Annotated in this window: 11 protein-coding genes; 6 read left to right on the forward strand and 5 right to left on the reverse strand. The window is 72.6% G+C overall.

All coding sequences use genetic code 11. The annotated features are described in order from the left end of the window. Window positions 1-4 precede the first annotated feature (4 nt). Together dut and E1262_RS05285 are read right to left on the reverse strand one after the other, a co-directional pair. Window positions 5-520, reverse strand: coding sequence for a dUTP diphosphatase (gene dut, locus E1262_RS05280; protein WP_132102001.1), 516 nt, complete (start codon window positions 518-520; stop codon window positions 5-7). After that, the gene (locus E1262_RS05285; RefSeq protein ID WP_203453568.1) at window positions 517-1080 is read right to left on the reverse strand and encodes a PaaI family thioesterase; all 564 of its coding nucleotides are present in this window, start codon (window positions 1078-1080) and stop codon (window positions 517-519) included. The genes dut and E1262_RS05285 overlap by 4 nt, the downstream gene beginning before the upstream one ends. Window positions 1081-1131: 51 nt before the next feature. Between E1262_RS05285 and E1262_RS05290 the strand changes: the two genes are divergently transcribed. Then, on the forward strand, window positions 1132-1590 hold the full coding sequence (locus E1262_RS05290; RefSeq protein ID WP_203453569.1) for a DUF3093 domain-containing protein: 459 nt from the start codon (window positions 1132-1134) through the stop codon (window positions 1588-1590). Window positions 1591-1647: 57 nt separating this feature from the next. On the opposite strand, the gene E1262_RS05295 is transcribed toward E1262_RS05290, so the two are convergent. Beyond that, window positions 1648-1947, reverse strand: coding sequence for a DUF4193 domain-containing protein (locus E1262_RS05295; protein ID WP_132102005.1), 300 nt, complete (start codon window positions 1945-1947; stop codon window positions 1648-1650). Window positions 1948-2215: 268 nt separating this feature from the next. Between E1262_RS05295 and E1262_RS05300 the strand changes: the two genes are divergently transcribed. Then, window positions 2216-3172 (forward strand): ABC transporter ATP-binding protein, encoded by a 957-nt coding sequence (locus E1262_RS05300; RefSeq protein ID WP_132102006.1) that lies wholly within the window; start codon window positions 2216-2218, stop codon window positions 3170-3172. Further along, window positions 3172-4368, forward strand: coding sequence for an ABC transporter permease (locus E1262_RS05305; RefSeq protein WP_132102008.1), 1197 nt, complete (start codon window positions 3172-3174; stop codon window positions 4366-4368). The genes E1262_RS05300 and E1262_RS05305 overlap by 1 nt, the downstream gene beginning before the upstream one ends. A 142-nt stretch (window positions 4369-4510) precedes the next feature. On the opposite strand, the gene E1262_RS05310 is transcribed toward E1262_RS05305, so the two are convergent. Then, window positions 4511-5314 (reverse strand): inositol monophosphatase family protein, encoded by an 804-nt coding sequence (locus tag E1262_RS05310; protein ID WP_203453570.1) that lies wholly within the window; start codon window positions 5312-5314, stop codon window positions 4511-4513. A gap of 23 nt (window positions 5315-5337) precedes the next feature. Continuing rightward, window positions 5338-6438 carry a ferrochelatase gene (locus tag E1262_RS05315; protein ID WP_203453571.1) on the reverse strand — a complete coding sequence of 367 codons (1101 nt, stop codon included), beginning with the start codon at window positions 6436-6438 and terminating at the stop codon, window positions 5338-5340. A gap of 78 nt (window positions 6439-6516) precedes the next feature. On the opposite strand from E1262_RS05315, the gene E1262_RS05320 reads away from it, so the two are divergent. The 3 genes from E1262_RS05320 to E1262_RS05330 all read left to right on the forward strand — a co-directional run bounded on the left by E1262_RS05320 (window position 6517) and on the right by E1262_RS05330 (window position 13299). Then, a complete protein-coding gene (locus E1262_RS05320) occupies window positions 6517-7815 on the forward strand; it encodes a D-arabinono-1,4-lactone oxidase (protein WP_132102014.1) in 1299 nt (432 codons plus the stop codon). A 100-nt stretch (window positions 7816-7915) separates the two neighbouring features. After that, entirely contained in the window at window positions 7916-9034 is a 1119-nt protein-coding gene (gene sepH, locus E1262_RS05325; RefSeq protein WP_162605781.1) for a septation protein SepH, read from the forward strand. A 317-nt stretch (window positions 9035-9351) separates the two neighbouring features. Beyond that, a complete protein-coding gene (locus tag E1262_RS05330) occupies window positions 9352-13299 on the forward strand; it encodes a phosphodiester glycosidase family protein (RefSeq protein WP_162605782.1) in 3948 nt (1315 codons plus the stop codon). The last annotated feature ends 32 nt before the right edge of the window (window positions 13300-13331 follow it).

Below are 13331 nucleotides of genomic sequence, written 5' to 3' on the forward strand. Positions count from 1 at the left end.
CGTCTCAACGACCGCCGGCGCTGCCGCCGGCCTGGCTTGCCGTCCCCGTCGACCCGTACCCGCCGTCGCCCCGCGCCGAACCGGGCAGCCGCTCGACCTCGTGGAACCGGGCCCGCTCGACGCGCTGGACGACCAGCTGAGCGATCCGGTCGCCGCGCGCGAACACCGCCGGTTCCCGCAGGTCGTGGTTGACCAGCACCACCTTGATCTCGCCCCGGTAACCCGCGTCGACCGTGCCCGGAGTGTTGACGATGCTGACCCCGAGCCGGTGCGCGAGACCCGAGCGCGGGTGGACGAATGCAGCGTATCCCGCGGGCAGGGCGATCGCGATGCCCGTCCCGACCATGGCCCGCTCCCCCGGCGGGATGCTGACGTCGCTGGTCGTGACCAGATCGGCCCCGGCGTCGCCGGGATGCGCATAGCCCGGCAGCGGCACCTCCGGGTCCAGCCGGGTGATGAGGACGTCGACCAGTCGATTTCCGCCCTCGGCGGAGAAGCGTGCCTCGGTCGGGTTCGTCACGGGTTCACCTCCGCGACCTTGGCGGCCGCCGGGGACAGCTCCGACGCGGCCACCAGGCGGCCGTGCTCGGTGAAATGGGTGGGCGGGACGACGACGAAGACGGCCGACGCGGTGACGCTGACAGGGCCGTCGGGCGCGTTCTCGCGCCCGATTGCGGACATGAAGATCTTCCGGCCCTCGGCGCGGTCGATCGCGGCGTCGATGTGCAGCGTCGTGCCGACCGGGACCGGGCGGCGGTAGCTGGTCTCGAGGTGGCCGGTGACGGCGGGCTTGCCGATCAGCCAGATCAGCGAGCCGAGCACCTCGTCGAAGGCCAGCGACAGCATGCCGCCGTGCGCCAGGCCGGGCGCGCCCTGGTGGTCGTCGGTGACGGTGAACGTGCCGGCCACAGTCAGGCCCTCGCCGGCGACGACGGTGACGTGCAGCCCCGTCGGGTGGTCCGGGCCGCAGCCGACGCACATACGGTAATGCGAGGCGATGGTGCTGCCGGGCGCCGGCGCGTCGGGATGCCGCACGATCGCGCCGTCGGGACGCGGCTCCCGGTGCTGCCGTTCGGTCACGATCGACGACCCTACCCGCTCGGCTCCGGCGATCCGTGGCACCCTGCAAGAGTGACTCGTTACCGCGAACGCCTGGTGGTGCCGGCTCGATGGTGGCTGCTGCTGGTCGGGCTGGCCGCGTCTGTCTGGCTCGTCTACGAGCTGCCCTTCGGCCCGGGTGTGTCGCTGCCGGCGGCCGGCGGGGTGTTCGCGCTCGGCGCCGTCGCGCTGCTCGCGTACGGCCGGCTGGCGATCGCCGTCGGAGACGACGGCGTCAGCGTCGGGCGGGCCCGGCTGCCGCTGACGGCGCTCGGCTCGGCCGAGGCGCTCACCGGCGAGGACGCCCGGGCGGCTCGTGGCCCCGGCCTCGACCGGCGCGCCTACGTGGCGATCCGCGGGTACGTGCCGGGGGTGGTGCGCATCGGGGTCGACGACGCCGCCGACCCGACTCCCTACTGGCTCGTGTCGACGCGCCGCCCCGAGCGGCTCGTGGCCGAGCTCGAGGCGGCGCGTCAGACCGCCGGCCGGTGAGGGGAAGGGAAGGTGGCAGCCGACCGCATGGTCTGACGCCAGTCTCCGATGAATGGCTCAGGCCGCGCAGTCGCGGCAGATGAGCCTCCCGTCCTTCTCCTTCGCCAGCTGACTGCGGTGGTGCACCAGGAAGCACTGCGAGCAGGTGAACTCGTCAGCCTGCCGCGGCAGCACCCGGACCGCCAGCTCCTCGTTCGACAGATCCGCTCCGGGGAGCTCCATGGACTCGTTCAGGTCGGACTCGTCGACGTCGACGATGCCCGACGACTTGTCCATGCGCCGGTTCTTCAGTTCCTCCAGCGAGTCCTCGGACAGATCGTCGTCGGTCTTGCGTGGCGCGTCATAGTCGGTTGCCATTGATCTATTCCCCCTCACTGGGCGCATCGTATGTCTGTGGCCGGGCCGGTTGGACTCCGAGCCTCTGTAACGCACGACGGCCCGCGGTTGTGCCCGCTCCGAGCGGGAGATTCTGCCTGATGCGGTACCCCATTGGCACGGCACCCCACACTGTGGAAATTCGTGTCGTCCTCTGGACCGACGGATCAGACCGTCCTCGGGGACGAGGGATGCCACGATTCCAGGCGAGAGGCTGTCAACAGACCACCCTGTACCGGAGAGGAACCGCATGCTCGAGCTCGACCGGCTGTCCCGCCGCTATGGGGACGTCGTGGCCCTCGATGATCTCTCGTTCGCGGTCCGACCAGGGCAGATGTACGGTTTCGTCGGCACCAACGGCGCCGGCAAAACCACCGCGATGCGCATCGTCCTGGGGGTCCTCGAGCCCCACAGCGGCGAGGTCCGGTGGAACGAGGCCCCCCTGAACCAGGACATCCGGCGTGAGTTCGGTTACATGCCAGAGGAGCGCGGACTGTACCCGAAGATGCAGGTGCACGAGCACCTCGTCTACCTCGCGCGGCTGCACGGTGTGTCAGGCATCACAGCCACGAAGGCCGCATCGGACCTGCTCGAGGCGCTCGCTCTGAGCGAACGTGCGTCTGATCGCATCGAATCGCTCTCACTCGGCAACCAGCAGCGGGTGCAGCTGGCCGCCGCGCTCGTGCACGAGCCCACGGTCATGGTCCTCGACGAGCCGTTCAGCGGTCTCGACCCGATGGGCGTCGACTCGATGGCCGCGGTGCTGCGCGCCCGGGTCGACGCCGGCGCCGCCGTGGTGTTCTCCAGCCACCAGCTCGAGCTGGTCGAGCGGCTGTGCGACGCCGTCGGCATCATCCGGGCGGGGCGCCTGGTCGCCGACGGCACCGTCGACGAGCTCCGCGGCACGGGCGCGCCCCGGTACCGGCTGGACGTCGGCGCGCCGCCCGGCTGGACGGCGTCGCTGGCCGACGCGGTGCCCGGTCTGAGCGTCGTCGAGGACGGCGGCCGGACCGCGCTGGTCGAGCTGCCGCCGTCGGCCGACGACCAGGCCCTGCTCGACGCCGCCCGCGCGCTGGGCACAGTCCACCAGTTCACGCCGGTGCGCCCGACCCTCGCCGAGCTGTTCCGTTCCGTCGTCGCCGAGCCGGCCGGCGCGGAGAGGGCCGGCGCGGAGAAGGCCGGCGCGGAGAAGGCCGAGGCCGCCTGATGTCGCGCCCGGTGTCGTTCCGCGAGGCCGTCACGCTCGTCGCGAGGCGGGAGTTCGGGCAGCGGATCCGCGAGCGGTCGTTCTTCATCTCGCTGCTCATCACGCTCGGCATCATCGCGGTGGTCGTGCTGCTCCCCCGGTTCAGCGACTTCGGCTCCGACAGCTACGACGTCGCGCTGGTCGGCGACTCGTCGGCGCTGGAGGAGGCGGTGTCGCGGCAGGCCTCCGTCGCGGACGTGGAGGTGAGCTTCCGGTCGGTGAGCGATGCCGACGAGGCCGAGCGGGCCGTCCGCGACGGTGACATCGACGCCTACGTCGACGGTGACTCCGTCGTCGTCGACCAGTCGCTCGACAGCTCACTGCGCGCCGTCCTGGAGAACGCGTACAGCCAGGTCGAGGGCGCGCGAGCCCTGGAGTCGGCCGGCATCGACCCGGCCGAGGTCTCTGCCGCGCTGACGTCGGCCACGCTCGAGACGGTGACACTCGACCCCGACGCCGACGAGCGCGAGACCCGCGGCGCCATCGCGTTCTTCGGCACCATCGTGCTGTTCGGCCAGCTCATCACCTACTCGATGTGGGTCGCCATGGGCGTCGTCGAAGAGAAGTCCAGCCGGGTCGTCGAGGTGATCCTCGCCACCATCCCGGCCCGGGCGCTGCTGGCCGGCAAGATCATCGGGATCGGGCTGTTGGGTCTCGTGCAGCTGGCGCTGATCGGCGGGCTGGGCCTCGTGCTGGCGTCGGCGCTGGGGGCGCTGGAGCTCAGCGGGCCGATGATCACACCGGTCCTGACGGCGCTCGCCTGGTTCGTGCTCGGCTTCGCCGCCTACGCGTCGCTGTCCGCCGCGGCCGCTGCCCGGATCTCCCGGCAGGAGGACCTCCAGAACGTCACCACGCCGGTGAACACGCTGATGATGGTGTCGTACTTCGGGGCGTTCTACGTGTTCCTCAACCAGGACAGCCCGGTCGCCGGGGTGCTGAGCATCGCGCCGCCGTTCAGCGCGCTGATCATGCCGTTGCGCATGGCCCGCGGCGATGCCGCCGGCTGGGAGATCGCGCTGGCGCTGGCCCTGATGGTCGCGTTGATCGGGGTGCTGGTGGTTCTGGCGGCGCGGATCTACGAGGGCGCGGTGCTACGGATGGGCGCCAAGGTGTCGATGAAGGACGCGTGGGCCGCCCGGCGCCGCGTGAGTCCATAGGGCCTGGTTCGCCGCAACGATCGCTGACATCCCCAGGAAAACCCGACCCTCAACACGATTGCAACCGTGTTGAGGCTCGGGTAATCCTCGTGATGGGTGGACGCCCACGCTGCACCCCGGCCAACGCGGCAAGCCCGGCGAACTAGTCCCGGTCCGCGCCCAGCCGTTCCAGCAGCGCCGTCAGCTCGTCCGCCACTCCGGGCGTCGCCGCCAGCGTCATGTCGTTGCCGGCCGGAGCACCACGCAGACCCCCGACCACCGCGCCGGCTTCGGCGGCGATCAGGCCGCCGGCGGCGAGATCCCAGGGGTTCAGGCCGCGCTCGTAGTACGCATCCAACCGGCCCGACGCCACGGCGCACAGGTCCAACGCCGCCGCACCCGCCCGGCGGATGTCGCGCACCGCCGGCACGACCTCCAGGAGCACCGCGGCCTGCCGCGCCCGCCGCTCCGCGTCGTAGCCGAAACCGGTCCCGACGAGCGCCAACGACAGCGACGAGCACGCCGACACCCGCACCGGCCGACCGTCCAGCCACGCTCCCCCGCCCAGCACAGCCGTCCACGTCTCGCCGCTGGCCGGGTTGTGCACGACGCCCGCCCGCACGACGCCGTCGATCTGGGCGGCGATGGAGACCGCGTACTGCGGGAGGCCGTACAGGTAGTTGACCGTGCCGTCGATCGGGTCGACCACCCAGTCCACCCCCGTCGTACCGGCGACCGAACCGTCCTCCTCGCCGAGGAACCCGTCGTCAGGACGGGCGGCGAACAGGCGCGAACGGATCAGCGCCTCGGCGGCGGTGTCGGACTCGGTGACGACGTCGGTCGGCGTGGACTTGGTGCCGGCGACGGCCATCCGCTCCACCGCCTCGCGCCGGTCCCGGACCAGGTCACCCGCCTCGAGCGCGGTCTTCTCGGCCAGGACGAGCAGGTCGGCGGGGTCGGCCGTCACGGCGGATCCTCCAGGAGCGGACGTCACGGGTACGGGGGCGAGTCGACGCCGCACAGGGCGGGGAGGTCCTCGCGCAGGTTGGGGCAGCAGCCGACGGGCGCGACGTCGGGCGCCGGGCCGGGTGCGCCGATGCTCGCGCGCACCACGGACTCCCCGCGCTCGACGGCGGCGCGCTCGAGCAGCAGGTCGATGACGGTGTCGACGAAGTCGGGGTGGGTCCCGGCGGTGGCCGCCCGGGCCGCCGCGATGCCCAGCTCCTTCGCCGTCGCCAGCGCCTCGGTGTCGAGGTCGTACGCGACCTCCATGTGGTCGGACAGGAACCCGATGGGCGCCAGCACGACGGCCTCGATCCCCTGCTCGGCCAACAACGAGAGGTGGTCGTTGACGTCCGGCTCCAGCCACGGCATCGACGGCGGGCCGCTGCGCGAGCAGTACACCAGGTCGTGCTCGCGCGTCACACCGGTGCGCGAGGCGACCTGCGCGCTGACGGCCTCGGCGACGGCCAGGTGCTGGGCGACGTACGCGCCACCGGTGAGCCCGGACGTCTCGGCCATGGTCACCGGGATCGAGTGCGTGACGTAGACGATCCGCGCCCCCGCAGCCACGTCGGGCGGCAGGTCGCCCAGAGCGCCCACCACGCCGTCGGCGTTGGCCGTGATGAAGCCGGGGTGGTCGAACGAGTGCCGCAGGCGGTCGATGTGCGGCGCGCCCGGCCCGACCTTCTCGACGGCGCGCCACAGGTCCTCGCGGTACTGCCGGCAGCCGGAGTAGGAGTCGTACGCGCTGGTCACGAATGCGGCCACGCGCTTGACGCCGTCGTCGCGCATGCGAGCCAGCTCGTCGGCGAGGTACGGGTCCCAGTTGCGGTTGCCCCAGTAGACCGGCAACGAGACCTTCCGCTCGGCCAGCTCGTGCTCGAGGTTGGCGATCAGCGCGCGGTTCTGGTCGTTGATGGGGCTGCGCCCGCCGAACAGGCGGTAGTGCTCGCCGACCTCTTCCAGCCGCTCACGCGGGATGCCCTTGCCGCGGGTGACGTTCTCGAGGAAGGGGATGACGTCGTCCTGCCCCTCCGGACCGCCGAAGGAGACGACCAGAAGGGCGTCGTACGGATCGGTGATGCTCACCATGAAAGCCTAGCCTCAAGGCCGACCGCGAGGTCCCCGGCCGCGGCGAGTCCCACAAGGGAAGGGGTAATCGGGCCCATGGTCTGGCAGAACTGGGCGCGTTCCGTCCAGGCGCGCCCGGTCCGCGTCGAGCGGCCCGCGAGCGCCGACGAGGCCGCCGCCGTGCTCACCGCCGCCACCCGCGACGGCCTCCGGGTCAAGCCGGTCGGCGCGGGGCACAGCTTCACCCCGATCGCGGCGACGGACGGCGTCCAGGTGCGGCTCGACGGCCTGAGCGGCCTGCTCGCCCTCGACACCGTCGAGCACACCGCCACCGTCGGCGCCGGCACCCGGTTGCACGAGCTCAACGCCCTGCTCACCGAGCGGGGCTACGGGCTGACGAACATGGGCGACATCGCCGTCCAGACGGTGTCCGGCGCCATCGCGACCGGCACGCACGGCAGCGGCCGGGCCTGCGCGTCGCTGTCCGAGCAGGTGGTGTCGCTGGAGATCGCGCTGCCGGACGGGACGGTGCGGCGGGTCTCGGCGGCCGACACCGGCGACGACGGCGACCTCTTCCAGGCCGCGCGACTCGGCCTCGGCGCGCTGGGCATCGTGACCAGTGTCACGTTCCGGATCGAGCCGGCGTTCACACTGCGCTCGACAGTGGAGCGGACGACGCTGGACGCTGTCATCGGGCGGTTCGCCGACCTCGAGGCCGAGGACCACTGCGACCTGTACTGGCTGCCGTTCACCGACGCGGTCCAGCTCACCGTCAACCGTCGCACCGGCGAGGCGGCCGCGCCGCCGAACCCCGTCGCCGCCTGGTGGTCCGGCGACGTCGTCGAGAACGCCGGCGTCGCGCTGGTCCAGCGGCTGACCCGGGCGGCGCCCAAGACCACGCCGGCCGTCAACGCCGTCGCCGCCCGGCTGATCGGCAGCCGCACGTTCGTCGACACCGCGCCGAGGGTGTTCACCAGCACGCGGCGAGTCCGGTTCCACGAGATGGAGTACGCGCTGCCGCGCTCCGCGGCCGCCGGGGCGCTGCGTGCGCTGCGTGACCTGACCGCGCGCGGGCCGTGGCGGGTCGCGTTCCCCGTCGAGATCCGGCTCGCTCCTGCCGACGACGTCTGGCTCTCCCCCGCGTACGGCCGCGACACCGTCTACGTCGCGACCCACGCCTACCCCCGGACGGACTACACCGGCTGGTTCGCCGCCGTCGAGAAAATGTGGACGGAATACGGCGGGCGGCCGCACTGGGGAAAGCTCCATACCCGCGATTCAGGGTATCTTCGCGATCAATATCGGCAGATGGGGTCGTTCCGGGCGGTCCGCGACCGGGTCGACCCCGGGCGGATCATGGCGAACGAGTACCTCGACCGGGTCCTGGGCGAGTGAAAAACTGCTCGTCAGACCCGCCGGTGCGGCGGCGTGGCGGCTTGGTCGGACCCTGTCCCGCGGGTGACGATGGTGGCAGTCGTTGTTGGGAGGTGAGGATGTGCGCGAGCTTCGGCTGATCGCGGTCAGCGAGGACGGCGCCCATCTGATCCTCTCCGGCCACGACGGTGAACAGCTGGTGTTGCGGGTGGACGATCGCCTGCACGCCGCGATCCGAGGCGACCGAGCGAGGTTGGGACAGTTGGATATCCGGCTCGAAAGCCAGCTACGTCCACGCGACATCCAGGCACGCATCCGGGCCGGCGAGTCCGTCGACTCCGTGGCCGCGGTCGCGGGGATGCCACGCGAGAAGGTCGAGCGCTTCGCCGGCCCCGTCCTCGCCGAACGCGAGCACATCGCCGGCCGTGCCCGGCAGGCCACGGTGCGCCGGCTGGGCGGCGACGGCCCGCCGCAGACCCTGGAGGCCGCCGCGGGGGCGACCGCCAAGACGCACGGCGCCGACCCCGACCTCGTCGAGTGGGACGCGTGGCGGCGCGAGGACGGCCGCTGGCTGGTCCGGTTCGCCTGGGCCGGCGAGGAGGAGGACTCCGCCCTCTTCTCGTTCGACCCCTCCGGCCGCACCGTCGTGCCCGAGGACGACAACGCCCGCTCCATCGCCGGCGTGCTGCCCGCCCAGGCGACCGCCGAGCCGGAGCCCGAGGTTCCGGCCGGTCCGGCGCGGCTGTCCGTGGTGGGCGGCGGCACGGCCGGCGGCCCGGCTCATGACGACGACGAAGGCCCCGAGCTGCCCGCGTTCCTCAAGCCGGCCGGCGTCGGCCCGGTGCGCGGCCTGGTCCGCGAGCCCGACCACGACGATGCCCCCGACCAGGACGACGACGAGTTCGAGCACACCGCGCCGATCCCGGCCGCCACGGCCCGCCGCAACCGGCGCACCAACCGGTCCGGCCGCGAGCGCCGGCGCCGCGAGCCCGATCTCTTCCACGACCACGCGCCCGAGCCGGCCGAGCCCGCCGACGCCGCGGACGACGAAGCCACCAGCGAGCGGCTGCGGCTCAGCGACATCGCCCAGCACGTCGAGACCGAGCAGACCGAGGCCGACCTCGCTCCGACGGCCGACGAGCCGCCGCCGCCGGCCCGCAAGACCAGCTCGTCGCGGTCCCGGCGGCCCAGCGTCCCCAGCTGGGACGAGATCATGTTCGGCCGCCGCAAGAACGACTGACGGCGCACCACGCCGGCGCACGGCCCGCCTCGTCCACGTGACGAGGCGGGCCGTTTCGCGTCCGCCGCCCGACTCCCCGCACCCACCTTGAGTTGATCTTGGAGTAATCGGGGAATCAACCGGACATTCCGAACGGTAACCGCCCACTTTCTCCAAGATCAACTCGAGGGGGGCGCGAGGCGGCGCGCGCCGGACGCGGGTGCCGGCCTGGGGTTCATCAAAAGTTCCATCGCGCGCCAATGGGGCGATTCAGACAAGGTGCATCGAACCACTTCAATGAGATTGGCCTATACCTCTCTCACAAGGACTCGATGCCAATGTCGAGCACCACAGCACGACGTCGATGTCTGACGTCGTTGTCCGCGTTGACGGCGTCCGCCGTCGCGTTCGGTCTTCTCAGCACGACCCCCGCGGCCGCCGGAAGCGACGGCCCGTCGCTGACCGACGACGCGATCGAGCTGGTCGACCGCACCGAGCAGATCGGTCCCGGCATCACACTGCGCGAGCTGACCTCCGTCACCCCGACCGGGTGGTACGACCAGCGCATCCTCACCGCCGACCTCGCCAACCCGGCCGTCACCAGCGATCTCCTCGCCGGTGAGCACGTCACCGATCGAGCCCCGACCTCGGAGATGGTGAACGAGGCGGGCGCGGTCGCCGGCGTCAACGGCGACTTCTTCGACATCAACAACTCCGGCGCGCCGCTGGGCGCGGAGGTGCGCGACGGCGAGCTGCTCAAGTCGTCGGACTACGGGACCTGGACGCACGTCGGCGTCGGCATGGACGGCATCGGCCGCGCGGTCGACATGACGCTGGACGCGACGGCGACGTTCGGCGGGACGGCGCACCCGGTCGTGTCGCTCAACGCGTCGAACACGATGTCCGGCTCCCCCGCCGACGCGATCCTCGCCTACACGTCGGCGTGGGGCACGTATCGCCGCTCGATCGGCGTCACCGGCGCCACCGACGTCGCCTCCGTGCTGGTGCAGGACGACCGCGTCGTCTCCGTCGACCCCAGCACCGCGGGCGAGGGCGCGATCCCCGGCGGCGCGTTCGTCCTGGTCGGCCGGGAGGCCGGCGCGGCGGCGATCCGCACGCTACGTCCCGGCGATCCCGTCACCCTGAGCTACGAGCTCAGCGACGAGATCGCCCGGCAGATGCGGTTCGTCATCGGCTCCAACCGCGAGCTGGTCCGCGACGGCGTCGCCCGGCCGGACTCCGAGCTCGACAACGCCGTCCACCCGCGCACCGTCATCGGCTTCAAGGACGACGGCCGGACGATGCTGCTGGTCACCAACGACGGCCGGCAGCCGCCGGTCGCCGGCATGACGATGCGCGAGCTGGCCCGGTTCATGGTCCGGCTGGGCGCGGAGACCGCCTGGAACCTCGACGGCGGCGGCTCCACCTCGATGGTGGCCCGCCCGCTCGGCGAGGAACAGGCGACCGTGCGCAACAGCCCGTCCGACGGCTCCGAGCGGCTCGACCCGAACGGCGTCGGCCTGTTCGTGGCGCCGGGCAACGGCCGGGCCAGGCAACTGGTGATCACGCCGGACGAAGAGATCGCCCGGGCGTTCCCCGGCCTGCACCGCACGCTGACCGCCAAGGCGGTCGACAACCACCTCACGCCGGTAGCGCTCGACCCGGCCGCGGTCCGGTGGCGCAGCAGCGGCGGCACGTTCGACGGGTCCGTCCTCTCGGTGCCGGAGGGCCGGCGCGGGCGCGTCGTCGTCCACGCCACCGCCGGCGCGGCGCAAGGCGTCCGCAGCGTCCGGATCCTCGGCGAGCTGGACTCGCTGGAGCTGTCCACGAACCGGATCTCGATCGGCGAGGCGAGCCCGCGGAACGCCGTCCGGGTCGACGTCACCGGGCGCGACGCGCAGGGCTTCGCCGCGCCCGTCGAGTTCGTCGACCTCGACCTCACCTACGACGAGTCCGTCGTCGACATCACGCCGTCCGGCACCGGCCTGCTGATCACCCCGCTGGCCGCAGGCGGCACCGTCGTCGAGCTGAGGGCGGCCGGCCACACCGTGAAGCTGCCGGTGACCGTCGGCGTCCAGACCGTCCAGGTCTACGACTTCCAGGACGACTACGCCGCCAACGGCCGCTGGACCCGCAACGGCACCGCCGGCGTGCCCATGACGATCTCGGACGACCCCGAGGGCATCCGGCTGGACTTCGGCGCGGCCCGCAACAAGGGCATCACCGCCGCCAGCAACCCGAACCGCTGGGTGCAGATCCCCGGCCAGCCGCTGCGCGTCCGGCTCAAGATCAAGTCCAACGTGTTCATCCCGAACGGGCTCACGTACGCGGGCTTCTGGGACGCCGCGGGCAACTCGGTCGGCGTCTACGGCACCGGGCTGCAGCCGTCGGACCAGTGGCAGTACGCGACGTTCACCATCCCGTCGTCGGCGGTGTTCCCGATCCGGTTCAACTCGTTCCAGGGCATCAACACCGCGGTCGACCAGCAGGCGCCGGGCCGGTTCGTCCTCGGCGGCCTGGAGGCGGACGTGCCGTCGCAGATCGACCTGCCGCCGGTGGATCCGCTGCGTGCCGACCCGCTGGTCTCGGCCGACGGGCAGGCCCAGCCGGGCGCCGACTGGACGTTCGCCACGCTCTCCGACGTGCAGTTCACCGCGTCGGCGCCGGACCTCACCCAGGTCGCCGTCGCCGCGCTGAACCGCATCCGCGCCGAGGAGCCGGACCTCGTCGTGCTCAACGGCGACATCGTCGACCGCGGGCTGCCGGAGGACATCGCGCTGGCCCGCGAGACGCTCGAGGCGGGCGGCTGCGACCTCGTCGCCGTCGGCGAGGAGCCGGCGGCCGAGAGCACGCCGGACCTCGACTCCGGCACCATCCCCTGCTACTACGTGCCGGGCAACCACGAGTCGTACGGGGTGAACAACACGCAGTCGACGCTGGACGCCTGGGAGGCCGAGTTCGGCCGGCCGTACCGGACCTTCGACCACAAGGGCACCCGGTTCATCCTGCTGAACAGCGCGCTGGGCAGCCTGCGCGGCTCGGACTGGGACCAGCTGCCGATGCTCCAGGAGGCGCTGGCGACCGCGGCCGAGGACGAGTCGGTGAGCAACGTCATGGTCTTCGCCCACCACCCGGTCGACGACCCGGCGGAGACGAAGTCCAGCCAGCTCGGCGACCGCATGGAGGTCCGGCTGATCGAGCGGCTGCTGGCCGACTTCCGTTCGTCGAGCAACAAGGGCGCGGCGATGGTCGGCTCGCACGCCCAGATCGTCGACGTCCAGCGCCGGGAGGGCGTCCAGTACGTCGTCCACCCCACGTCGGGCAAGGCGCCGTACGGCACGCCCGACCGCGGCGGCTTCACCGGCTGGGTCGAGTGGGGCGTCGACCGCGACACGTCCGGCGCCAACCGCTGGCTCAGCGCCGACGTGCGGGCGTTCGCCCAGGAGGTCGTCGTCGAGGCGCCGGAGACGGTCGAGGTCGGTCGCGCGGTGACTGTCGGCGGGCACGTCGTTCAGCCGTCCGGCGTGCTGCCGGGCAGCCGGGTGGTGCCGCTGGCCTACCCGATGTCAGTGCACTGGTCCGGCGACGACGGCCTGGCCATCGGCTCGGGTGAGGCGGCGATCCGCCGGGCGCGGGCGCAGGGGAAGGTCGCGATCCTGGATCCGGTGACCCGCGAGCTGACGGGTCTGCGCACCGGCGAGGTGACGCTCGAGGTGACGAACGACTCGATGCGGCGCTACACCGGCGAGGAGTCGCTGGCGCCGGTCACCGGCCGGACGACGGTCCGGGTCGTGGCCGCCGCCGGTGCGGGGGCGCGGGTCGACGCCGCTGCCCCGGTGTTCACGGCGCTCGCGTCGGACGACGCTGGTGCCGTGCGGGCGGTGACGATCACGAACAGCGGCGACCTGCCGCTGGTGGTCTCCGAGCTGACGGTGACGGCTGACGGCGCCGGCTCGGCCCGAGCGGCCGGCACGGCGAGCGCGTTCGCGCTGGCCGGTCCGTCGGCGTGCATGCGGGCGCCGATCGCCCCGGGCGCGTCGTGCGAGGTCCCGGTCCGGTTCACCCCGCCGGCTGTCGGCGCGACGGCGACCGCCGACCTGGTGGTCGGGACGAACGCCCCCGGCGGCCCCATCGAGGTCGCCCTGACCGGCGCCGCCGCCGACCCGGCGTCGGCCGAGCCGGAGGCACCCGGCCAGGACGGTCCGGTGCCCGTCGACGAGCCGACGGCCGGGCCGGGCGGTGAGTCCGGCTCGGCGCTGGCCGGGCCGCTGCCTCGCCAGGGCTGACGACCCACGGGACGCACCCCTACTCAACGTGG

The organism is Jiangella aurantiaca (assembly GCF_004349105.1).
GTDB classification, from domain to species: domain Bacteria; phylum Actinomycetota; class Actinomycetes; order Jiangellales; family Jiangellaceae; genus Jiangella; species Jiangella aurantiaca.

Coding starts and splice junctions, on each gene's coding strand:
- E1262_RS05295 (WP_132102005.1), bottom strand. CDS start 1,947: ATGGCAACCGACTATGACGCGCCACGCAAGACCGACGACGATCTGTCC.
- E1262_RS05300 (WP_132102006.1), top strand. CDS start 2,216: ATGCTCGAGCTCGACCGGCTGTCCCGCCGCTATGGGGACGTCGTGGCC.
- E1262_RS05305 (WP_132102008.1), top strand. CDS start 3,172: ATGTCGCGCCCGGTGTCGTTCCGCGAGGCCGTCACGCTCGTCGCGAGG.
- E1262_RS05320 (WP_132102014.1), top strand. CDS start 6,517: ATGGTCTGGCAGAACTGGGCGCGTTCCGTCCAGGCGCGCCCGGTCCGC.
- E1262_RS05330 (WP_162605782.1), top strand. CDS start 9,352: ATGTCGAGCACCACAGCACGACGTCGATGTCTGACGTCGTTGTCCGCG.